The sequence below is a fragment of the Agrobacterium tumefaciens genome, from assembly GCF_013337285.1.
In the GTDB taxonomy this organism is placed as follows: domain Bacteria; phylum Pseudomonadota; class Alphaproteobacteria; order Rhizobiales; family Rhizobiaceae; genus Agrobacterium; species Agrobacterium burrii.
The window spans coordinates 210769-233323 of sequence record NZ_SUPW01000006.1; the positions used below are offsets into that span (position 1 = coordinate 210769).

At 60.3% G+C, this 22555-nt stretch carries 21 protein-coding genes; 12 read left to right on the forward strand and 9 right to left on the reverse strand.

The features are described from left to right. Window positions 1-2: 2 nt before the first annotated feature. The 4 genes from FCH38_RS17305 to FCH38_RS17320 form a co-directional block, all read right to left on the reverse strand. On the reverse strand, window positions 3-2093 hold the full coding sequence (locus FCH38_RS17305) for a mechanosensitive ion channel family protein (RefSeq protein ID WP_174374512.1): 2091 nt from the start codon (window positions 2091-2093) through the stop codon (window positions 3-5). Beyond that, window positions 2090-2707, reverse strand: coding sequence for a ParB-like protein (locus FCH38_RS17310; protein WP_174374513.1), 618 nt, complete (start codon window positions 2705-2707; stop codon window positions 2090-2092). Before FCH38_RS17310 ends, FCH38_RS17305 begins: the two co-directional genes overlap by 4 nt. Beyond that, window positions 2691-4322 (reverse strand): SulP family inorganic anion transporter, encoded by a 1632-nt coding sequence (locus FCH38_RS17315; RefSeq protein ID WP_174374514.1) that lies wholly within the window; start codon window positions 4320-4322, stop codon window positions 2691-2693. Before FCH38_RS17315 ends, FCH38_RS17310 begins: the two co-directional genes overlap by 17 nt. A gap of 243 nt (window positions 4323-4565) precedes the next feature. Further along, window positions 4566-4961 (reverse strand): (R)-mandelonitrile lyase, encoded by a 396-nt coding sequence (locus FCH38_RS17320; RefSeq protein ID WP_174374515.1) that lies wholly within the window; start codon window positions 4959-4961, stop codon window positions 4566-4568. A 300-nt stretch (window positions 4962-5261) separates the two neighbouring features. On the opposite strand from FCH38_RS17320, the gene FCH38_RS17325 reads away from it, so the two are divergent. The 11 genes from FCH38_RS17325 (at window position 5262) to FCH38_RS17375 (ending at window position 16966) form a co-directional block, all read left to right on the forward strand. Next, window positions 5262-6284, forward strand: coding sequence for a substrate-binding domain-containing protein (locus tag FCH38_RS17325; protein ID WP_149900807.1), 1023 nt, complete (start codon window positions 5262-5264; stop codon window positions 6282-6284). Between the two features lie 135 nt (window positions 6285-6419). Continuing rightward, complete coding sequence (locus tag FCH38_RS17330; protein WP_149900808.1) at window positions 6420-7913, forward strand: sugar ABC transporter ATP-binding protein; 1494 nt, start codon at window positions 6420-6422, stop codon at window positions 7911-7913. Continuing rightward, window positions 7910-8854, forward strand: a complete 945-nt coding sequence (locus FCH38_RS17335) for an ABC transporter permease (RefSeq protein ID WP_174374516.1) — start codon at window positions 7910-7912, stop codon at window positions 8852-8854. The genes FCH38_RS17330 and FCH38_RS17335 overlap by 4 nt, the downstream gene beginning before the upstream one ends. Before the next feature lies 1 nt (window position 8855). Next, on the forward strand, window positions 8856-9824 hold the full coding sequence (locus FCH38_RS17340; RefSeq protein ID WP_149900810.1) for an ABC transporter permease: 969 nt from the start codon (window positions 8856-8858) through the stop codon (window positions 9822-9824). A 3-nt stretch (window positions 9825-9827) separates the two neighbouring features. Beyond that, window positions 9828-10853, forward strand: a complete 1026-nt coding sequence (locus FCH38_RS17345; protein ID WP_174374517.1) for a LacI family DNA-binding transcriptional regulator — start codon at window positions 9828-9830, stop codon at window positions 10851-10853. Window positions 10854-10892: 39 nt separating this feature from the next. Continuing rightward, window positions 10893-11942 (forward strand): sugar phosphate isomerase/epimerase family protein, encoded by a 1050-nt coding sequence (locus FCH38_RS17350; RefSeq protein ID WP_174374518.1) that lies wholly within the window; start codon window positions 10893-10895, stop codon window positions 11940-11942. Between the two features lie 11 nt (window positions 11943-11953). Next, on the forward strand, window positions 11954-13123 hold the full coding sequence (locus tag FCH38_RS17355) for a Gfo/Idh/MocA family protein (protein ID WP_174374519.1): 1170 nt from the start codon (window positions 11954-11956) through the stop codon (window positions 13121-13123). Between the two features lie 129 nt (window positions 13124-13252). After that, on the forward strand, window positions 13253-14107 hold the full coding sequence (locus FCH38_RS17360) for a TIM barrel protein (protein WP_174374520.1): 855 nt from the start codon (window positions 13253-13255) through the stop codon (window positions 14105-14107). Window positions 14108-14257: 150 nt separating this feature from the next. Then, window positions 14258-15943 (forward strand): GMC oxidoreductase, encoded by a 1686-nt coding sequence (locus FCH38_RS17365; protein WP_174374521.1) that lies wholly within the window; start codon window positions 14258-14260, stop codon window positions 15941-15943. After that, on the forward strand, window positions 15943-16500 hold the full coding sequence (locus FCH38_RS17370) for a gluconate 2-dehydrogenase subunit 3 family protein (protein ID WP_153515879.1): 558 nt from the start codon (window positions 15943-15945) through the stop codon (window positions 16498-16500). The genes FCH38_RS17365 and FCH38_RS17370 overlap by 1 nt, the downstream gene beginning before the upstream one ends. A 70-nt stretch (window positions 16501-16570) precedes the next feature. After that, entirely contained in the window at window positions 16571-16966 is a 396-nt protein-coding gene (locus tag FCH38_RS17375) for a c-type cytochrome (protein ID WP_174374522.1), read from the forward strand. A gap of 42 nt (window positions 16967-17008) precedes the next feature. On the opposite strand, the gene FCH38_RS17380 is transcribed toward FCH38_RS17375, so the two are convergent. The 3 genes from FCH38_RS17380 to nirK form a co-directional block, all read right to left on the reverse strand. Next, window positions 17009-17710: a Crp/Fnr family transcriptional regulator gene (locus tag FCH38_RS17380; protein ID WP_137454302.1), complete on the reverse strand. Its 702-nt coding sequence runs from the start codon at window positions 17708-17710 to the stop codon at window positions 17009-17011. Between the two features lie 149 nt (window positions 17711-17859). Further along, window positions 17860-18777 carry an SUMF1/EgtB/PvdO family nonheme iron enzyme gene (locus tag FCH38_RS17385; RefSeq protein WP_174374523.1) on the reverse strand — a complete coding sequence of 306 codons (918 nt, stop codon included), beginning with the start codon at window positions 18775-18777 and terminating at the stop codon, window positions 17860-17862. Window positions 18778-18888: 111 nt separating this feature from the next. Continuing rightward, window positions 18889-20031: a copper-containing nitrite reductase gene (gene nirK / locus FCH38_RS17390; protein WP_174374524.1), complete on the reverse strand. Its 1143-nt coding sequence runs from the start codon at window positions 20029-20031 to the stop codon at window positions 18889-18891. A 236-nt stretch (window positions 20032-20267) separates the two neighbouring features. Here nirK and FCH38_RS17395 point away from each other — a divergent pair, with 236 nt between their 5' ends. Next, on the forward strand, window positions 20268-21500 hold the full coding sequence (locus tag FCH38_RS17395) for an NnrS family protein (RefSeq protein ID WP_174374525.1): 1233 nt from the start codon (window positions 20268-20270) through the stop codon (window positions 21498-21500). An 85-nt stretch (window positions 21501-21585) separates the two neighbouring features. Here the strand turns inward: FCH38_RS17395 and FCH38_RS17400 are convergent, their stop codons facing one another. After that, window positions 21586-22119 (reverse strand): DUF2249 domain-containing protein, encoded by a 534-nt coding sequence (locus tag FCH38_RS17400; RefSeq protein ID WP_174374526.1) that lies wholly within the window; start codon window positions 22117-22119, stop codon window positions 21586-21588. Window positions 22120-22197: 78 nt separating this feature from the next. Further along, the gene (locus FCH38_RS17405; protein WP_149900822.1) at window positions 22198-22503 is read right to left on the reverse strand and encodes a DUF2249 domain-containing protein; all 306 of its coding nucleotides are present in this window, start codon (window positions 22501-22503) and stop codon (window positions 22198-22200) included. Window positions 22504-22555 lie beyond the last annotated feature (52 nt).

The window sequence follows — 22555 nt, forward strand, 5'->3', positions numbered from 1 at the left end:
CTTTACTCTTCGGGCGGCGGCTCCATTTCGCCGCCCTGCTGCTCCTCCGGGCGCTTCGCGGACCGCGCAGCGGGATAGGCGCCTGTCATGCTGGCGAACTGAATGTCGTTTTCAGCAAAGGCATCCTTCAACATCGAATAGGCCTTGCGTCGCACCACTGAGGATTGTCCGCCAGCGCGCAGCATCATGCCAAAGCCGAGCGTCATCCCATATTCGCCGAAGTGCTCGACGCCTTTCAGCTTGACGGTCTCGATGAGGAACGGCCCAAATTCCGGATCTTCTTGCAGGGCCTTGCCGATCTCCTTGGTGATGGCCTTGACCTTGGCGATATCCGTATCGAAGGCGACAGTGACCATAAACTTGTCGATCGACCAGTCACGGCTCATGTTTTCGACTGCGCCGAGCGACCCGAACGGCACGGTGAAGATCGGGCCGCGATGGTGGCGCAGCTTGACCGAGCGGATGCTGAAGGATTCCACCGTGCCGCGGTAGGAGCCGCTCTGAATATATTCGCCGACACGGAAAGCGTCGTCGATCATGTAAAACACGCCGCTGATGATGTCCTTGACCAGCGTCTGCGAGCCGAAACCGATGGCGATGCCGAAAATGCCGGCGCTCGCCAGCAGCGGCCCGATATTGACACCGAGTTCCGAAAGCGCCGTCATGACGGCGACGGCGGCGATGATGATGCCGAGCATGTTGCGCAGGATCGGCAGGATGGTCAAAAGCCGATCATCCTGTGGCTGGCCGCCGGAGTGGCCGCTCACGGGGTCACCAACGGGAGCGCTCAGCTCCAGCCGCCGGGCGATCATCGATTTGATGGCGATCCATATGAGATCGGCAAGCAGCAGGATGAGTGCCCCGTGCAGGAGGCCGACGACGATCGACGTGAGCAATGCGCCGTCTGGCAGAGAATCCGGATGGGCGCGCACGAGAAAGATCAGCCACACTATGGCGGTTCCGACGATGGCGAGCCGCACGCCGCGCTCGGCCAGAACCGGGCGGAGATCGCTCTCGCCGTAGCCGCCAATATCGATTGCCAGTTTTCTCGTCGCAATGCCGAGCGTCGAGGCGAAGCCGGGCAGGACCAGCGCATAAAGCCCGATCCAGAACAGGACGCCTGCACCGGCGAGTCGCAGCCCGAATAGGATGACAAGGCCAAAGATCAGCGCCACATCGATTGCGCGCGTCCGCTCAGACCCCGGATCGCCGCCGGGTCTGCGCCAGATCCAGAGGCCGGCGAGCAGAAACAGGATGCCGATCATACCGGTGGATAGAAGCCCGAGCGTATCGCGCGGGAGATCGAGATTTTCGAGCGTCCTGAGCACGGCCCAGAAAAGCCCGGCTAGCGCTGCAAGCCACGTCCAGCGGACGATCCAGAAATCGCGCCGGGTGCTGGTTTCGCGACCGACGACCTGCCGCAACAGGCCGGAAACTGCAAAAAGCATCGGCAGGAGAATGCTCATCACGAGCCAGGGCAGCAGAACGGCGCTTAACAGACGTGGCCACTGGATGGTTAGAAACATGGCGGTCGCGACAAGGCCGTAACCGAAGAGCGGCAGGAGGCTTCGCGACATGACAGCCGAGGCATATTTGCCGATTTCCCCGCTGTTTTTGCGGGATGCGTGCATGACGATGATGCGGTTCGTGACAATACCGCCTGCAAGGCCTGCGCCGAACAGTACCAGCACATGCAGCAAGAAAATGAAGGGACCGTAGGCACGGATCGCATCGCCAAGCCTTTCCCACGCGGAAGCGATTTGCGAGAACATGACGGGCAGGTCACCCACGATGCGGGCAAAATGCTCCCGGCGCTTGCTTGCCCATTGGTCGAGATCGCTCAACTGACTTGGTGACGCCGTTTGCGGCGGCGGCTCCGCGCCAGTTGTCGCGAGTTTCTGTGCGAGCAGGGCACGAACGTCGTCCTGCCCGAGCAGTTGCAGCAACTGGTCGACCTTCTGCTCCGTCGTCTGTGTGGGGAAAGGCGCTTTTACCGGCGGCGGCTCCTGCGCGGAAAGGCCGGTTGTTCCCAGCACGAAAAGTGCGATGACGGTCGCTGCAATCCATCTGAAAAGAGAGGGAAGGGTTGTCATTCGGCTCTCCCGCACCAGCCGGGAAGATGTCGTGCATCGTGTGAGCGCGCCAGTTCCACTGCTCCTGCCATGGTCTTATCGAAAGAATGCCGCAGGTCTTTGCTGCTCACCCGGCGGCGGAGAAAATCCGCCCAGAGAAATTCGGTAAAGGGCGCTTCGATCTTGGCGAAACCGCCCGCATCGCGAACTGCGCCGGCCAGCGAGCGGAACGGATCGTCTTGAAGGTCAATGATCCGCTTCGGCAACTCGTCGACAGGGCGGCGCGCACCTTCGGCATCGAAAGGATAAACCAGGTTGCGATGATCCATCACCGACCAGAATTCCTGCCTGCCCAGATGAGAAAGATCGGCAACGATGCTGGTCAGCACATGTTTCACGCCCTCGTAGTGTAACGCCAGAGCAAGGTGATGATGGTCGACCAGATAGAGGCGCTGTTTATAGCCAATGACGACAGGCACCATGTGATGGCCGAGAAAGTCCGGCCCTTTTTCCTCGCGTATCGCGGCCCATTGTTTGCGCTTGTTTTCCACCTCGCGAAGGCCGACCGTCATTTGTGTCGGTCTGAGCGCGGTGATTTCAACCGGGCTGAGGTGCGGTTCAAGAGGTTGTGGCATGGCTGTTCTCCCGGCCCATGGCCGTCGTTACGGCATCATCGACGCTGAAACTGCTGCGCGCCACCAGATCGCTCCCGCCGCCGGCGAGCAGCAGATCCCGTACATGGTCGTGCACGCGGGCATAATAGATCGCAGTGCCGCCGCGCTGCATCGCTGCATCGAATTCCAGCAGCGCATCGAGCGCGGTGGAATCCAGTTCGAAGCTTTCCTCAAGACTGATGATCGCGACATGCAGTTCCGGCCTTGCGGCGAGGCGTTTGGTGACGGCGGCAAGGATCGGTTCGGCATTGCCGAAAAACAGCGGCTGCGCCGGGCGCAGGATAATCATGCCCGCTATGTCCTTCGCATCCGGATGGCGTTCCATGTCGACGAAATCGTGGCTGTCGCCTAGCCTTCCGAGATGCATCACATGCGGCAGCGAAAGCCGACGGACGAAAACGGCGAAGGACAGCGCGACGGCAACGAGCATGCCGTTCAGAACGCCGAATGCCAGCACGCCGGCGGCGGCTGCAAGCGCCAGATAGGCATCGTTGCCAAGTCGCCACAAACGGATGATCGGCGTCGGATCAAGCGCGTGCAGCAGGGCGACTGCGATGATGGCGGCGAGCACGGCCAGGGGGATGAAGGCAAACCAGCCGGAAGCGAGCAGGCTGAAAATCGCAAGGCCGATTGCGGCGATGGCCGAGGCGAGCCGGCTCTGCGGCCCGACCGCTTCGCTTGCCGCACCGGCGGAAAAACCGGCGCCGACCGGCATGCCCTGCACGGCGGCGCTGGCGATATTGGCAAGCCCGAAGGCCCGCAATTCGCGATTGGAATCGACGTTCTCGCCATGGCGCAGCGAAAAGCTGCGGATCGTACCCCAGGATTCCGCAAAGAGAATGAGGACCAGCGGCGGCGCAAAGCGGGCGACATGCGCGACGTCATCGAGCGACACTGAAAGCGGGCCAGCCCATATTCCGGCAAGATCGATGGTGCCGACAATGGCAACGCCGCGGCTTTGCAGATCAAGCAGCATCGAGACGGCAATGCCTGCCACGATCACCACAAGGCTGCCGGGAAGGATCGGGCGTTTACGCAGGAGGAGCAGTACGGCAAGCGCCGTGAGGCCGACGACGATGCTTTCGAAGCTCCAGTCTCGCGGATGGGAGAGTATCTGCAACAGGATCGCCAGCGGTTCGCCCGTTTGCTCCGTGATTCCAAAGAGGCTCGGCAATTGCTTGATCGTGATCAGAATGGCGAGGCCGAAAGCGAAACCGCGCAGCACCGGGCGCGAAATCACACTCGACAGCGCGCCGAGCCGCGTGGCCGCTGCTACAAGAAACAGGATGCCCACCAATGCGACCGAAATAGCGACAAGCAGCATCTTCTGCGCCGGTGTGACGGAAAGCGTGGCGAGCATTGCCGCCAATATTGCGGCGGAGGAAGATGTGGGCGAAACGACCGCAAACCGGCTCTGGCCGAAAATGGCATAAACGATGCAGCCCATAATGGCTGCGAGAATGGCGTGCTGGGCCGGAACACCGGCAATTCCAGAATAGGCGATCGCTTCCGGCAGCATCAGGCCGGCGATCGACAATCCAGCAATCACATCACGCCGGTCGAATGTCACGGACATGGGGTTGCAACCGTTTCGACGCCGATGGAGGCGATAAAACTTTCACCCGGTATGATCACGATTCTCCACCCTGTATCCGTAATGAAATGAAGGTTTCACCCATTGCGGATACAAGTCAAAGTTTAAATTGCACGCCTGAAATATTTCGGTCTTTCCGGGTTTGGCCATCACCGCGTATCGTTCGGCGGATGATGCGGGCGTACCCGTTTCAGGTGGGCAACTGTCCCCCCCGGGACGGCGGTGTCAGCCGCCATATTGGTCGTCCGTCACCTTCTCCATCCAGTCCACCACCTTGCCGTCCTTGACTTCCTGAAGTGCAATGTGGGTCATGGCAACATTGGGAGCAGCGCCGTGCCAGTGCCTTTCGTCGGGTGCGAACCAGACGATATCGCCGGGGCGGATTTCTTCCACCGGGCCACCCTCGCGCTGTACGCGGCCAAAGCCGGAGACGACGATCAGTGTCTGGCCGAGTGGATGGGTGTGCCAGGCTGTGCGGGCGCCGGGCTCAAAGGTGACCTGTGCACCCTGAACCCGCTCTGCATCGAAGGGATTGAACAGCGGATCAATGCGGACCGTGCCGGTGAACCAGTCCTCGGGTCCCTTGGCGGATGCCCGGGTTCCTGCACGCAATATTTCCATGGTCATTCTCCTGATTGGAATCGTGTGGTGATTTGAGGCGGGAATTCCCCTGTTGTCCACAGGGGCGTTCAATCGAGCGGAGAGGCTGCAGACATTTTTTGAAGCCGCCGGCTTCGATCATTTTGATGGGTTGTCGCACTCTTTTGCGCGTATTTTGCGACACTGTCAGCATTGATTTTGCCTTCCTTCCAGACGCTGCGAGAAAAATCGCACTCGGGATTGACTCAATTATGAAAACGGTTACATTTGCTCATGTAAACGGTTTCATTAGTAAAAACCGTGCTTGGAGGAGCAAATTTCATGTTTAGACATTTGATGGCTGCCGCCGCTTTGGTGCTGGCGGCCGGCACGTCGGCGTACGCCCAGGAACAGAGCTTCAAGATCGGTCTTTCCAACTCGTTCGTCGGCAGCGAATGGCGCACGCAGATGATCGAGGAAGCCCAGGCTGCCGCAAAGGCGTGGGGCGAAAAGGGCGTCAAGGTCGAGGTTGTCGTTCAGAGCGGTAATGTCGATGTGCAGGGGCAGATCGGTCATATCCGCAATTTCATGAACCAGGGCGTTGATGCGATCCTCATCAATCCCGGCAGCCCGACGGCTTTCGATCCGATCTTCGCGCAGGCCAAGGCGCGCAACATTCTCGTCATCGCAACCGACGCCGAAGTGTCCTCGAAGGACGCGCTCTATGTCGGCATCGACCAGAAGGCATGGGCGGCGCAGTCCGCGCAATGGCTTGCGGATGCGCTGAAGGGCAAGGGAAGCGTCGTCGCCATCAACGGCATCGCCGGCAACCCCGCCAACGAAGCCCGCGTCGCCGGTTATCGCGAAGTGTTCAAGAAATACCCTGACATCAAGGTGCTGAACGAAGCAAATGCCAGCTGGGATCAGGCGCAGGGCCAGCAGGCCATGCAGAACCTGCTCGCCACCTACCCCGATATCAGCGGCGTGTGGGTGCAGGACGGCATGGCCGATGGCGCATGGCGCGCAATCGAAGCTGCCGGCAAGACCAAGGACATTGCGGCCACCGGTGAAATCCGCAAGGACTTCATGACCCGCTGGGAGAAGGAAAAGTTCAATTCCGGCGCGTCGGTCAATCCTCCCGGCGTCATGGCAAGCGCGCTCAACGTTGCTGTGCTGAAGCTGCAGGGCAAGGAATTCAAGGACGGTATTTTTGGTGGCACCTATGGTAACGCCATCTATATTCCGATCCCCTTCGTTAGCAACGACAACCTTGCCGACAATATCAAGGCCGCCGATGGCAAGCCTGGCTACTGGTCCGTCACGGCAACCGTAACGCCAGAGCAGGCTGGCGAGTTCTTCAAGTAAGAACGGCTTCGGGCTGGCGGCAATTGCCAGCCCGAATCTTCCAATTCGAGTGCGGACTTCAGGTGCGGGACCATGTGTTCTTTTCCGTGTCCGCCCATGACAAGAACAATGACAGTTACAATTCGGGGACATGCGATGGCGAACGCTTTGGAAGCGGCCGGCATAACGAAGAATTTTGGGGCCGTGCGCGCGCTTTCTGACGGCAGGCTGACGGTTGGTCGCGGCGAAATTCACGCGCTGCTGGGCGCCAATGGTTGCGGCAAGAGCACGCTCTGCAAGATCGTTGCGGGCGCGGTCTCGCCAACCAGCGGCACGATCAGCTTCAACGGCGCGGAAGTGCGCTTCAAAAGCCCGCGTGACGCCGAAAATGCCGGTATCGCCTTGTTTTATCAGGAGCTGAGCCTCATTCCGCAGCTTTCCGTCGCCGACAATATCTTTCTCGGGCGTGAACCGAAGCGCGGCGTTTTCGTCGACGGCAAGGCACTGAAAGCCGAAGCGGCCAGGCTGATCGCGCTGTTTGACGGGGTTGCAGGCAAAGGGCTGGAGCCGGATGCCATCGTCGGCAATCTGCCGCCGGATCAGCGCCAGCTTGTCGAAATCCTCAAGGTTTTTGCACAGAATGCCAGCCTGATGATCATGGACGAGGCGACAGCGGCGCTTGATGGCCGCCAGTCGCAGCGCTTTTTCGAGATATTGAGGGCCAAGAAGGCGGACGGTATCTCCACCATCATGATTTCCCACCGTCTCGACGAAGTTTTCGCCGTCTGCGATCGCATCACCGTGATGCGCAACGGCGCGACGATTTCTGAACTCGATACGGCAGCCACCACTCGCGAAGCCGTCGTGCACGATATGGTCGGTGATGTCCGCGCCGCACCCGCCCGCCAGCAGGGACGCGCTGCTGCAGCGCCCAGCCTGAAGGTGACGGATGTTGCGGGCGAGGGCATTCGCGGCGTCAGTCTGGAAGCCTATCCGGGTGAAATTATCGGTCTCGCCGGCCTGCAGGGACAGGGGCAGTCGGCCTTGCTGAAGGGCCTTTTCGGCGCCAGCCCCTTTGCCGCCGGCCAAGTCCGGTTCGAGGGCCGTGTAATCACCATCGGCAAGCCTTCGCAGGCGGTTCACAACGGTTTTGCCTATGTCTCGGGTGATCGTGGGCGCGACGCCTCCCTTCAGGGAAGGTCGATCTTCGAAAATCTCGTGGCGGCGCTGATGGTGCGCGAAAAGATGCGGCTGATCCGGCCAGCGGCGCTGAAACCGCGTATGCAAAAGGTCGCGGATGATATGAAGACAAAATTTGCCGGCATGGATATGGCCATCGGCACGCTTTCGGGCGGCAACCAGCAGAAGATCTTCATCTCCCGCTGGCTTGCCACATCGCCGAAACTGCTTTTGCTCGATGACCCGACCAAGGGCATCGATCTTGGCGCAAAGGCCGACCTGTTTGCGCTGATGCGACAGCAGGCCGATGCCGGCGCGACCATTCTTCTCTATTCGTCGGAAGATGCGGAGCTCCTCGAATATGCCGACCGCATTCTTGTGTTCAACGGCGGACAAATTTCCGCCGAACTGACCGGAGCCGACATGACATCCGTCAACATGACCCGCGCCGCCTACGGAGACGCCGCATGAGTTCCTCCGGTTTTCTGCGCAAGCAACCCTGGATCATAACCCTCTTCGTTCTCACGGTTCTCATTGCTGTGAACACGTTTCTGCAGCCGTCCTTCGTGCAGCCTTCCGTGCTGCAGTCGAACCTGACGACGTTTCTGCCCCTGATCCTCGTCGCCATCGGCCAGACCTATGTCATTCTAGCGGGAGATATCGATCTGTCGGTCGGCAGCATCGTGGCGCTTGCCAATGTCGTCACCGTCAGCGTCATCGCGGCGCTTGGCGGCACGACGGGTGCCGTCTTCGCCGGCATGGCGGCAGGGGCTGCGGTCGGGCTGCTTTGCGGTCTGGTGAATGGCCTGTTCATATCGGGCTTACGCTTCCAGCCGATCGTCACCACCTTCGCGACGGGCATCATCTTCGCCGGACTGGCGATCTGGGTCCTGCCGCAGGCTGGCCTTCCGGTGCCGGAAGCCTATTGGCAGACCTATTCCGGCAGCTTCATCGGCCTGCCCTTCGTGTTGTGGGTGCTGCTGGCCGGCATCGCCTTCACGCTGATCCTGTCGCGCATTCCGTTTCACGCCCATTTGTTGGCGGTTGGCGGCAATCGTACCGGCGCCTTCCAGACGGGCCTGCGCCTTTCGGGCATCCGCATCGGCGCATACATGATCTCTGGACTGTTTTCGGCGCTGGCGGCGCTGTGCCTGACGGGCGAGACGGCCTCGGGCGATCCATTGCTCGGTGCGAGCTTGGCGTTGTCCTCCATTTCGGCCGTAGTTTTGGGTGGCACCGCGCTTTCCGGTGGCTTCGGCAGCTCGACAGGGTCAATTGCGGGAGCACTGGTGCTCGGCATGATCGGTAATGTGATTTTCTTTGCGGGGCTACCCTTCGAGTACCAGACACTGGTGCAGGGTTTGATCGTGCTGACGGCGCTGGCCGGCGGTGTTCTGGTGACGAGGCGTTGATATGACCAATCCCGGCTTGCAAATCAAATCCATCATCACCGATCCCCTGACCATTGCGATTGGCGCGTCGGTCTTCCTGCTGCTGGTCGGCGAATTGCTGTCGCCCGGCTTTGCGCAGGGGTCGCAGATCGTGCGGCTGCTGACGATCGCCGCCATTCTCGGCATCGTCGCGGCGGGACAGAACCTCGTGATCCTCGGCGGACGCGAAGGCATTGATCTTTCCGTCGGCGCGATGATCTCGCTCGGCGCGGTCCTTGCAGGCAATATGATGAACGGCCAGAATGCGGGCATCCCGCTCGCCATTCTCGTCGCGGGCGGCGTTCCCTTCCTCATCGGCCTCATCAACGGCCTCGGCATTACCTTCGTGCGCATTCCGCCGCTGGTCATGACACTCGGCATGACGGCAGTGATACAGGGCGGGCTGGTTGTTTATTCGCAGGGCGTTCCGTCAGGTGCGGCAGCCCCCCTTCTGGCGGGCTTCATCAACCGTCCGCTCATCTTCGGTATTCCCGGCGTGCTGTTCGTCTGGCTTGGCATTGCCGCGATCATGCTGTTCGTGCTGCGCCGCACGGCCTTCGGTTTCGCGGTTTACGCCATCGGCTCGAACGAGCGGGCGGCGACGCTAACCGGATTGCCCGTTTCCCTGATCCGCACGCTGCTCTATGGTCTCTCCGGCCTGTTCGCCGGGCTGACCGGGGTTTGCGTGATCGGTTATACCGGCACCTCCTTCATTTCTGTCGGCGACCAATATGTCCTTCCGTCGATCATCGCGGTCGTCATCGGCGGCACTTCGCTTGCCGGCGGTGCGGGCGGATATGTCGGAACCATGGCCGGGGCGGTTGCGCTCACCATTCTGCAAAGCGTACTGATAACGCTCAACCTCGATGTATGGGCACGGCAGATCATATTCGGTGTCACGTTGCTAGCGCTGATGCTGCTTTATGGCCGCCAAAAGCAGTTGCGTGTGTGACAGATGAGCAAAGACCAAGGTTCGAATATCAGGGAAGTTGCAGCTCTCGCGGGTGTTTCCATCGCGACCGTTTCAAGGGCGCTGCAACAACCCGACAAGGTTCGCCCGGAAACTCGGAAAAAGGTTTTCGACGCCGTCCGGCTGGCGAATTTTGTTCCCAACGCCCAGGCCGCGAGCTTCAGGCGTCAATCCAACAACACCGTCATCCTTCTCGTTCGCGATATCGGCAACCCGTTTTATCTCGAAATCTACAAGGGTGTGGAGGAGGCCGCCGGCGAAGCGGGTTTCAAGGTGCTGATGGGCGACGCCCGCAATGACGAGAACCGCGTGGCGACCCATATCGATATGGTGCGCCAGAAACATGCCGATGGCCTGATCCTGATGACCGGTCAGTTTCCTTCAGAGTTTCTCGATCAGGCCGACACGCTGCCGCCGATCGTCATCGCGTCGGAAACCGTGCCCGGCATCGCGCTGCCCACGGTCAAGGTGGATAACCGCGCCGCTTCCAGAAACGCCGTGCGGCATCTGATCGAGGCGGGGCACAGGGAGATCGTGCATCTTGCCGGTCCGTTCCCGGAGAGTCTGGCGAATGAGCGTTTCGAAGGCTATCGGGATGCGCTGGTTGAAGCCGGTATTGGCTACTCCGACAAGCTGGTGGTGACGGGCGATTACAGTATCGAAGCCGGTCGTCAGGCGATAACCGGCCTTCTCGAAAACGGCATTGCCTTTACTGCGATCTTCGCATCGAGCGACCAGATGGCGATTGGCGCGATCAGTGAGTTGCGGGCGCGTGGCGTTTCGGTTCCGACCGATGTCTCGGTCATTGGCTTCGACGATATCATCTTTGCCAACGCCTTTGAGCCGCCACTGACAACGGTACGCCAGCCCCGGCAGGAAATGGGCCGCAGGGCCATGGCGCTGATGGTTGACCGGCTGAACGGCAAGCGCACGGCTGAAACCATCGTGCTGGATACGGAATTGGTGGTGCGCGGCTCGGTCGCGCCCTGCCGCCGCCCGCCGCATCGGTAGCGGCTACGCCGAAATTGTGAATGCAAGGAGTGTAAGGACATGAAGACGATCAAAGGCCCCGCGATTTTCCTCGCGCAATTTGTCGGGGACGAAGCCCCCTTCGACACGCTCGACAATCTCGGCCAATGGGCGGCTTCGCTCGGTTACAAGGGCATCCAGCTGCCGACCGATCCAAAACTCTTCGATCTCGAAAAAGCTGCCTCCTCCAAGACCTACTGCGATGATATCAAGGGTCGTCTGGCCGAGACAGGCGTCGAGATCACCGAGCTTTCCACCCATATTCAGGGCCAGCTTGTTGCTGTTCATCCCACCTATGATGAAATGTTCGATGGTTTTGCACCGGCCGAGTTGCGCGGCAAACCGCAGGCGCGGCAGGAATGGGCGGTCAACCAGCTGAAGTGTGCGGCGAAAGCCTCGCAGCATCTTGGCCTCAAAAGCCACGCAACTTTCTCTGGCGCGCTTGCCTGGCCCTTCGTTTATCCGTGGCCGCAGCGTCCGGCTGGTCTTGTCGAAATGGCCTTTGCGGAATTGGGCAAGCGCTGGACACCGATTCTCGATGCTTTCGAGGAGAATGGTGTCGATCTCTGCTACGAGCTGCATCCGGGTGAGGACCTGCATGACGGCGTCACCTTCGAGCGGTTTCTCGAGGCCACCGGCAATCATCCGCGCGCCAACATTCTCTATGATCCCTCGCATTTCGTGCTTCAGGCGATGGATTATCTTGAGTTCATCGATATCTACCACGAGCGTATCCGCGCCTTTCACGTCAAGGATGCGGAGTTCAATCCGACCGGCCGTTCCGGCGTTTATGGCGGCTATCAGAGCTGGGTCGACCGGCCGGGGCGTTTCCGTTCGCTCGGCGACGGGCATGTCGATTTCGGTGCGGTGTTCTCCAAACTCACCCAATATGACTTCGACGGCTGGGCGGTGCTGGAATGGGAATGCGCGCTGAAACACCCGGAAGATGGGGCGCGTGAAGGTGCGGGCTTTATTGAAAACCACATCATCCGCGTGACTGAGCGGGCTTTCGACGATTTCGCCAAGAGCGGCGTCGATGATGCCGCCAACCGTCGCCTTCTTGGACTTTGAAAGGGATAGCCATGTCTTCCGGCACAAAAAAATTCGACAGCCGCCGTATCCGTCTCGGTATGGTGGGTGGTGGTCAGGGCGCTTTTATCGGCGCTGTGCATCGCATCGCCGCAAGGCTGGACGACCGTTATGAACTGGTGGCCGGCGCGCTTTCCTCTGATGCGGCCCGCGCTAGCGCTTCTGCGACCCTGCTTGGCATTGGGCCGGAGCGCTCTTATGCATCGTTTGAGGACATGGCGGCGGCCGAAGCCGGACGTGAAGACGGCATTGAGGCAGTCGCCATCGTTACGCCGAACCATCTGCATTTCGCCCCGGCCAAGGCGTTTCTCGAAGCTGGCATCCACGTCATCTGCGACAAGCCCGTCACCGCGACGATGGACGAGGCGAGGGCGCTTGCCAAGATCGTCGGCGCATCCGACCGGCTGTTCATCCTCACGCATAATTACACCGGCTACGCCATGTTGCGGCAGATGCGCGAGATGGTTGCGAATGACGCCATCGGCAAGCTGCGCCATGTCCAGGCGGAATATGCGCAGGACTGGCTGACCGAAGCGGTGGAAAAGACCGGCGCAAAGGGTGCGGAATGGCGCACCGACCCCAGCCGCTCCGGCGCGGGCGGGGCAATCGGCGATATCGGCACCCATGCCTTCAACGCCGCCGCCTTCGTGACGGGTGAAATCCCGACGAGCCTTTATGCCGATCTGACCTCGTTCGTGCCGGGCCGGCAGCTGGATGACAGCGCCAATATTCTGCTGCGTTACGAAAGCGGTGCGAAGGGAATGCTGTGGGCGAGCCAGATCGCTGTCGGCAATGAAAATGCGCTGTCGCTCAGGGTCTATGGCGACAGGGGCGGACTTGAGTGGCACCACCGGATACCAGACGAGCTGTGGTTTACGCCTTATGGAGAGCCGAAACGGCTTATCACCCGTAACGGTGCGGGGGCAGGTGCTGCCGCCAGCCGTGTCAGCCGCGTGCCATCCGGGCACCCGGAGGGATATCTCGAAGGTTTTGCGACGATTTACCGCGAAGCCGCAGACGCAATCATCGCAAAAAGGGAGGGAAAGACAGCCGCCGGGGATGTGATTTATCCCGGCATAGAGGACGGCCTTGCGGGTCTCGCATTCATCGATGCGGCCGTTCGGTCCAGCCGGACCTCGTCCTGGGTAGGGATAGACATCTAGATCATCGCATACCGAGAACGGACGACGCAGGGCACAGGAGGCGGTGCCCGGCATGACCCGGTCAGAAGGCCGGGAAACGCGTGGGCACACGTGTCGTCACATTGATCAAACGGAAAGGGAGTTACGCGTTTGAAAACGTTCAAGTCAAAATTCGCAAGCATGGCAGTCGTCGTCGCATTGGCGGCCGGTATCGCAAACCCGGTTTTTGCTGAAGACAGCAAGACACTGCCGATCGCCGCGCAGATGTACACATTGCGCAATGCGGGAACACTTGAGGAGCAGCTTGCAATCCTCAACCGCGCCGGCGTTTCCGCCGTGGAAACGGTGGACATGCAGAAGGTCAGCGCCAGCGAGCTGAACGCGCTTCTGGAAAAGCACAAGATCAAGGTCATTTCCTCGCATGTACCGATCGACAAACTGCGCGGCAACCTCGATGAGGTCATCACCGAGCAGAAGGCCGTCGGCAATCCGGTCGTGACCGTGCCTTTCCTGAAACCCGAAGATCGCCCGAAGGACGCCGCTGGCTGGACCGCCTTCGGCAAGGAGCTTGGTGGATATGCCGACAAGCTGTCTGCGGCAGGCCTCTCCATGGCTTACCACAACCACGACTTTGAAATGGTCAAGTTCGACGGCAAGACAGCGCTTGAGTTGCTGCTCAATGCCGCTGGCCCGAAGCTGCAGAGCGAACTCGACGTCGCCTGGGTGGCGCGCAGCGGCAATGATCCGGCGCAGTTCCTCGGCACGTTGAAGGGCCGGGTATTTGCCATCCATGCCAAGGACAATGCGCCTGCGGGCACGGCGGAAAATGAGCGCGGCTTTGCCACGCTGGGCACCGGCGTTCTAGACTGGAAGGCAATTCTGCCGGCGGCCAAGCAGGCCGGCGTCAAGTGGTTCATCCTTGAACACGACCTTCCGCTCGATGCCGAAGCTGTCGTGACCAAGGGCAATGCGTTCCTTAACGAACGCCTGCCGACCCTTCAGTAAACACTGCCAGTAAAACCAGAACCGCTCCCCGGCGGCCGGTTTCGCCGGGGCGCATGAGGTTCGACAGACGCATATCCAGTTTCCGCCGCGTCGCGACGGGAAGCGTTTCGTCTCGTCGTTTTTTCCAAAGTACACATCGGAGGAGTTATCATGGCGAACAATCATTATGATGCGATTGTTGTCGGCTCAGGTATCAGTGGAGGCTGGGCCGCAAAGGAACTCACGGAAAAGGGCCTGAAGGTCCTGCTGCTGGAACGCGGCCGGAACATCGAGCACATCACCGACTATCAGAATGCGGACAAGGAAGCCTGGGATTATCCCCATCGCAACCGCGCCACGCAGGAGATGAAGGCGAAATACCCCGTTCTCAGCCGCGATTATCTGCTGGAAGAAGCCACGCTCGGCATGTGGGCCGATGAGCAGGAAACGCCCTATGTCGAAGAAAAACGCTTCGACTGGTTCCGCGGTTATCACGTCGGTGGCCGTTCGCTGCTCTGGGGACGCCAGACTTATCGCTGGTCGCAGACCGATTTCGAAGCCAATGCGAAAGATGGCATCGCCGTCGACTGGCCCATCCGCTATGAGGACGTCTCTCCGTGGTATGATTATGTCGAGCGTTTTGCCGGCATTTCCGGCAGCCGGGAAGGGCTGGATATTCTTCCCGATGGTGAATTTTTGCCGCCCATTCCGCTCAATTTCGTCGAGCAGGATGTTGCCAGCCGGCTGAAGAAAGCTTTCAAAGGCACGCGCCACCTCATTAATTCGCGTTGCGCCAACATCACCCAGGAACTTCCGGATCAGGAGCGCACGCGCTGTCAGTTCCGCAACAAGTGTCGGCTGGGCTGTCCCTTCGGCGGTTATTTCAGCACGCAGGCATCGACCCTGCCTGCGGCGGTCGCTACCGGCAATCTCACTTTGCGACCTTTCTCCATCGTCAAGGAAATCCTCTACGACAAGGACAAGAAGAAGGCGCGTGGCGTCGAGATCATCGATGCCGAGACGAACCTGACCTATGAATATACCGCCGACATCATCTTCCTTAACGCCTCGACGCTGAACTCGACATGGGTATTGATGAATTCCGCCACCGACGTCTGGGAGGGCGGGCTTGGAAGCAGCTCCGGCGAACTCGGCCATAACGTGATGGACCACCATTTCCGCATGGGGGCCACCGGCCAGGTTGAGGGTTTCGATGATTTCTATTTCAAGGGTCGCCGCCCGGCGGGCTTCTATATTCCCCGCTTCCGCAACACCGGCGACGACAAGCGCAAATATCTGCGCGGGTTCGGTTATCAGGGATCCGCCAGCCGGTCGCGCTGGGAGCGGGAAATCGCCGAACTCAATATCGGTGCCGACTACAAGGAGGCGCTGACCGAGCCGGGCGGCTGGACCATCGGCATGACCGCCTTCGGCGAAATGCTGCCGTATCATGAGAACCGCGTGAAGCTGGATCAGGACAAGAAGGACAAATGGGGCCTTCCCGTCCTGTCGATGAATGTCGAGATGAAGCAGAACGAACTCGATATGCGCGAAGACATGGTCAATGACGCCGTCGAGATGTTCGAGGCGGTCGGCATCAAGAACGTCAAGCCCTCGCGGGGCACCTACGCGCCGGGCATGGGCATTCATGAAATGGGAACGGCCCGCATGGGACGCGACCCGAAAACCTCCGTCCTCAACGGCAATAACCAGGTCTGGGATGCACCCAACGTCTTCGTGACCGATGGCGCCTGCATGACCTCGGCGTCCTGCGTCAACCCGTCGCTCACCTATATGGCGTTGACGGCGCGTGCCGCCGATTTTGCCGTTTCTGAACGCAAGAAGGGGAACCTGTGATGAACAGACGCGAACTGCTGAAACTGATAGCCATTGCCACCGGCCTTCCGCTGATCGGCGCGGATATCCTCACGGCTGCGGAAAACGCCGCCAAGCCCGCCGGCGGCCATGTGTTCAGCCCGGAGGATATCCGGTTTCTGGATGAGGTTGCGGAGACCATTATTCCCCGCACGTCCACGCCGGGTGCAAAGGATGCCGCTGTCGGCGCATTCATGGCGGTTTACGCGGCCGATTGTTATACCGAGGAGCAGCGGACACTCTTCCTCTCGGCAATCCCCGAAATCGAGAAGCGCAGTCAGGCCGAGCACAAAAAGGCATTTCTGGAGTTGACGGATCAGCAGCGGCAGACGCTGCTTGCGGCGCTGGACAAACAGGCCAAGGCGGAACAGACGCCGACCGCTCCGCACGCCTTCACACTCGTCAAGCAATTGACGCTGCTCGGTTTCTTCACCTCGAAGATCGGCGCGACGGAAGTTCTCGTTTATGACGAAATTCCCGGCGGTTTCGAAGACCGCGTTCCCTATAACAAGGGCACGCCCGCGTGGGGCACGACCTGAACAGAGCAACCTCCGGCCCGTCCGCTTTTGCGGGCGGGCCGTATTTATGCGGCAAGACAAGGATGACACGATGCGCAATACAACAATCATCGCGGCGGCAATGCTGACTGCAAGCGCCATTCCCGCTCTTTCGGAAGGCGATGTCGCCAAGGGGGAGGCGGTGTTCAAGCGCTGTTCCGCCTGCCACGCCATCGGCGAGGGCGCCAAAAACCGGGTTGGCCCACAGCTTAACGGCATCATTGGCCGCGCTGCCGGTGGCGTATCTGACTATAATTATTCGAGTGCGATGAAAAAAGCGGGCGAGGACGGTCTCGTCTGGACGCCGGAGGAATTGCGGGATTTCCTGAGCGCGCCGAAAAAGAAAATACCTGGAAACAAGATGGCGCTGGCCGGCATCAGCAAGCCGGAAGATCTGGACAACCTCATCGCCTATATCGAAAGCGCGGCTTCGAAACCGGCCGAGTGACAACGAAAAGGTGGGACGCGACGAGACCGGGGATACGCCCAATTATACTTGGCTTGTTTCGCCCTCTGCCAGCTGGGCAAGGCCCGGCAGATTGCACACCAGCAGCTTCTGCCGCCCTCCCTGCACCAGTCCCTTGGACTCCCAGCTGGAAAGGATGCGCGAGACCGTGTGCAGGGTCGTGCCGGTCATCTCGGCGATGTCCTGACGCGAGATCGGGAAATCGATACGGATGCCGTCCTCCTCCTTGCGTCCCGCCTGCTGCGAAAGACGCAGCACGGCATGGGCCACCCGGCGCTCCACTTCCTGTGTCGACATTTCGCGGATGCGCGTATGGGCTTCTTCAAGACGCTGACCGATGGTCTGCATGGCGGAGACGGCGAGATGCGGGTTCTGCTCGACGAATTGCGGCCAGAGGTCCGTCTGCCACGACAGGATGACGCTTTCGGCAGCTGTCGTGGCTGTGCCGGGATAATCGGACCGTTGCAGTGCTCGCGCGAAACCGAAGAGATCACCGGGATGCACCATACGCACGATGATCTGCTGACCGTCATGCGTCACCTGCGTCACCTTCAGGCGGCCGTGGATGAGCAGGAAGAAATGTGTTGCCGATTGCCCCTGCTCGAAAATGGCTTCGCCCGGCGGCACCAGCCGGGATGTGGCGTGGGTCAGCAGTCCGTCCAGCTCATCGTCGGCCATCTTGGCAAACAAGGCCAGCGACCGGATGACGCTTCGGTCAATCTTCACTTGCACCCTCTCCGGTGATTGGACGATCCTCAGGATGATTGCATTGGCAATCGGAGATCGGCCTTTTCTGTATTGTCAGCATACAGCACTATCACCGGCGGCAGAAGATCAAATGATATGAATCAAGCGCTTGTTTTAATTGATGAATGTCAAGAAAGCAGGGTGGTGGCACGAAGCTTTTCGAGAAGCGGCGCATACCACCGTGTGTCCTTTACCAGCCGGAAACCGAGATTATCAGGCGGTACGCCGACGGCGCAGCCGCCGCTTTTCGGGTTTTTGACGAAGGCGCTCATCGCCGCCCGGTGTTTTCCCGAAGCGACCGGGATACCGCAGGAGGCGACGCTATCGATCGCCTCACCATCCTTGCCGAGCGTCACACGGTGGCTGCAGCTGGATGTCCATTCCCAGACATTGCCGCCGAAATCGGCAAGGCCATATTCGTTTTCGCCGAAGCTGCCATAGGATTGCGGAACGGGATTGCCCGAGGCCTTGCGGCTGGTCTGCCGCTCGTAATCGGCCAGCCAGCGCAAAGCCGGGTTTTCACTGTTGGCAGCCACACCAAGCGTCTCATCCGGAAAAAGCGATCCGGCGGCAAAAGCCAGTTCAGCGTCGCTCGGCAGGCGCCAGACAGCGCCTGTCCGCTCGCTCAGCCATGCGGCATAGGCGCGGGCATCATCCTGGCTGATGCCGGTTGCCGGTATCTCGCCGCCGACCGGAGCGGCAAAGCCGGGTTCCGGCTGCTGGCAGCCGCCTTCCGCCACGCAGCGCGCATAATCCGCGCTCGATACCTGATATTTCATGATCGTCAAATTTTGCCGCATCGCCACCTCGACCATCGGGCCATCGACGGCGTAACCATTGCGAAAATATTCGCCCTCCGCCCGGTATCTGAAACTGCCCGGCGGAACGGTGACGACCTGAGGCGCGGTCATGACTGCGCGTGGATCGGTGCCGCTGCGGATGATCCCTGACTGGAAGCCGATGGCCGCCGCCAGCAGCGTGGCAAGCGAGAGCGGCAAAAGAAGCGAGACTGTATTTGGGAAAAGGCTGTTGCCGGGAATGCCCATGGGAACCTGCCTGCGTTGCGGGAACGCTAAAGTTCGGGCCTGCGTTCAGGCCGGATAAAGCCGGAGGGGAAGCGCGCCGCACCTCATACTGGCGGCGCGCCTCTGGTCGTGTCAGATGCTCGACGGGGCGAGCACCGCCTGCATCAGGCTGTTGTTCCACTCACCCGTTACCTTGAAATGGCCGGCCGCGCCCAGTTCGAAGGCCTCGATGAGGTTGTGGTTGACATAGGCATAGATGCCGGGCTGCTCGAAGGTGTAGAAGGCCGCACCCGCCGTGCCGCCGGGAATGAACCAGGTTTCCTGGTCGAGATCAGGCGGGTTGCGGAATTTGCCGGTGGCCCAGACATAATCGCCATGGCCGCCGATAAGATGCGGGCGGGTATCACGGTTGGCCTGCGAATGGACGATCAGCACCTTTTCACCGACTGCGGCCTGAAGGGCGTGTTCCCCGGTCAGGGCGCCGACTGCGCCGTTAAAGACGATGTGGGTTGGCGTCAGCGTGCGCATCACCTCCAGCGTATCTGCCATGGCGTCGCCGGCGCTTTCATATTTCTTGAAATTGCCGTTCTCGTCACGCGGGATGTAGAAGTCCTGCTCGCCGATATAATAGACCTTGTCATAAACAAGCTCCTTGCCGTGGCCGTCGGTCAGGCCCTCACGCGGCAGCACCATGATCGCGCCGTTCATGCCCGAGGTGACGTGCCACGGCACCATGCCGGGAGGTGCGCAGTGATAGACGAAGACGCCGGCCTTGGTCGCCTTGAAGCGCAGGATCGCTTTTTCACCGGGGTTGACGATGGTCAGCCCGCCGCCGCCGAGCGCCCCGGTGGCCGAATGGAAATCGATATTGTGCTGCAGCTCGTTGGTATCGGGGTTGATGAGGGTCAGTTCGACATAGTCGTCCTGATGCACCACCATCAAGGGGCCGGGAACCGAACCGTTGAACGTCATGGCGTGAACTTCGGTGCCCTTGTCGTCGAGGACCATCTTCTGCTCTTTGATCGTCAGCGTGAACTCGACGATCTTCGGTCCGCCTTCGGCTTTTTGCGTATGGGCGTGTACGAAGGGCGGTTTGACGAGGTCAACCTTTACGCGAGGTAGCGCTGCAATCTCCGCGCTCGTCAATGGCTTGGCCGCGGCCTTCTTTTCCTCTGCCGCGCTTGCTGCCGAAGGCATGATCATGGGCGCTACAGCCCCTGCAAATGCTGCGCCTGCGAGAATATTACGCCGTGTGATGTGGAACCCGTCCGTCATCATATTTCTCCTGTCCCTCTTAGGGCAGAGCATCTTTCGCTCTGTCACAACATTTGTAGCGGAGATGCAGAAATACAATTTGAGATGGAACAAACTACCCTGGCGGCGACCTGCGACATTTTGGCAGTCGATTGAGGAACGGTGCGGAAGCATTGCTCCTCCTCTTTGCCTGTTCGCAAAGAGGCTGGACGGGCTTGGGTCTAGACATATGTCAAGACCAAGCAAGGAGCATTATAATGAGTGGCAGCGAAACCGTTCTCACCCAAGGGCGGCCCCGGCCCAAGGGCGGCATTCCAAGAGGGCTGGCGCGCACCGGCCCGGTTATCTTTTCTTACGGCTTCCGGCCGTTTTTCCTCGGCGGAGCCATCTGGGCGATCGTGGCGATGGTGTTGTGGATCGCAGCCCTTTCCGGCTTCGTCGACCTTGGCGGGGATTATGGTGCACCGAACTGGCACGCTCATGAAATGCTGTTCGGTTTCGCCTCGGCGGTGCTGGCCGGTTTTCTCCTGACGGCTGTGCCGAACTGGACGGGGCGGCTGCCGGTATCGGGCAAACCTTTGGTGTGGCTGTTTGCGCTCTGGTGCGCCGGCCGGCTTTTCCTGCTTGTGCCGGATACGGTGGGCGTGGTCGTTGCGGCGGCGGTCGATGGGCTTTTCCTGCCGGCGCTTCTGGCGATCTGCGCACGCGAGGTTATTGCCGGGCGCAAATGGAAGGACCTGAAGGTGCTGGGCGGGCTACTGGCGCTTTCCGTCGCCAATATCGTATTCCACGTTGCGGCGATTGGGGGCGATCATAGCCTGATCGCGACCCGCCTGGCGGTCTCGGCCTATACCGTGCTCGTCATCATCGTCGGCGGCCGTATCGTGCCGAGTTTTACCCGCAACTGGCTGAACCGTTTCGGTCGCACGGATTTCCCCGTTCCCTATAACGGTTTCGATACCGCCGCCATTCTGATCGGCATTGCAGCACTGGCCGTCTGGACGATGGAACCCGAGAGCATGGTCGCCGTACCCACGGCACTTCTGGCGTCATTCATGCATGCCGTGCGTCTGATCCGCTGGCGCGGCTGGACGACATGGCCCGAGCAGGTGCTGGTGGTGCTGCATGTGGCCTATGCCTTCATTCCCGTCGGTTTCATCACCATAGCGCTGGCGGCTCGTGACGTCATGGACACACGCTCCGTCCTGCATATCTTCACCGTCGGCGTCATCGGCTGCATGATGCTTGCGGTGATGACGAGAGCAAGCCTTGGTCATACCGGGCGCAAGCTTGCGGCCAGCAGGGTCACCATCGCCGCTTATGTGGCGCTGATCGCCTGCGCGCTGCTGAGACCGGCAGCCGAGTTCTTCCCCGGTGCGATGATGCATCTTTACGCCTGCTCCGCGCTTCTCTGGATCGTGGGCTTCGGTCTCTTCTGCATCGAATATGGGCCAATCCTGATGCGGGAACGCAAACCGCTGAAAGCATAGAAGGCTTTATCGCGACACCGCCAAAACGAAACGCCCCGGAAGCAATTTCCAGGGCGTTTCGTTTTCGACGGACTTGATATCCGGCCTAATGCGCGCCAACACCGGCACGGATAAAGATGCGAAACGCCGTGCGCGCCTCGTCGAAATTGCCGGCCCATTGATGGCCCCGGGCCAGAAGTTCCGGATAAAGAAAGGTCGGCTCCTGCGGCATCAACACGAAGATCACGGCACCCGGCGGAAGACGGCCAAGCGCCGCAAGCGTGCGGCTCGCCTGACCCTCAACCGTCTCATCGCTCAGATCGAGATAGATGACCGGGTCGGGCCATATCTGCGGCTCCTCGGCATTGCCGGCAAGCGCCGGCGAAACGGAAATCTGTTCGGTCTCAGTGGATTGCGGCGTAAACAGCACTTCCCAGTCACCGCCGCCGATTTCCCTCACCTGATGGTCGAAACCGCGCTCGGCCATTACCTTGAACAGCGGAACGGGCCGGAAGGTGGCGTATAAGCGCAGCGCCTCACCGGGAGCAAGCCCGGCCACGGCTTCCATGATGGCCGGAAAGGGCTCGCCGCCGCTCCGCAAAAGCGGCCGGACATCGAGTTCCCTGATCATTTCCGTCATTGCTTCACCTCATCTGTCGGCTGGCGGCGGCAAGGGCCGTCCGCCAGAGGTCTTTTCACCACATCGCCGGGGCAGGGGTCAATGTTCGGATCCGCAGCAGCATTCGCAGCCGGACATATCGTCCTCGGAACCTTCGGCCTGTTCTTCCAGCCGGCCGATATCGAGACGCCAGACTTCCGGACCCTGTTCGAGATATTCCCAGCCGAACTGGCCGGGGAAATTGGTGGCCAGCTGGTAGAGCAGCGGACGGGGATCGTGATCGCTGGTGATCTGCAGCGATTGACCTTCGGTCAATGCACCAAGCGCGCCGAAAATGCGCGGATGGCGTTCACGAGGCGGAATGATGCGCACATCTATATTGGTTGCGGTCTGGGCTTCGGACATAGGCTGGCTCCATGGCCGCGGATGGAATGATGTCCGGCGGTGCGGCCGGCCG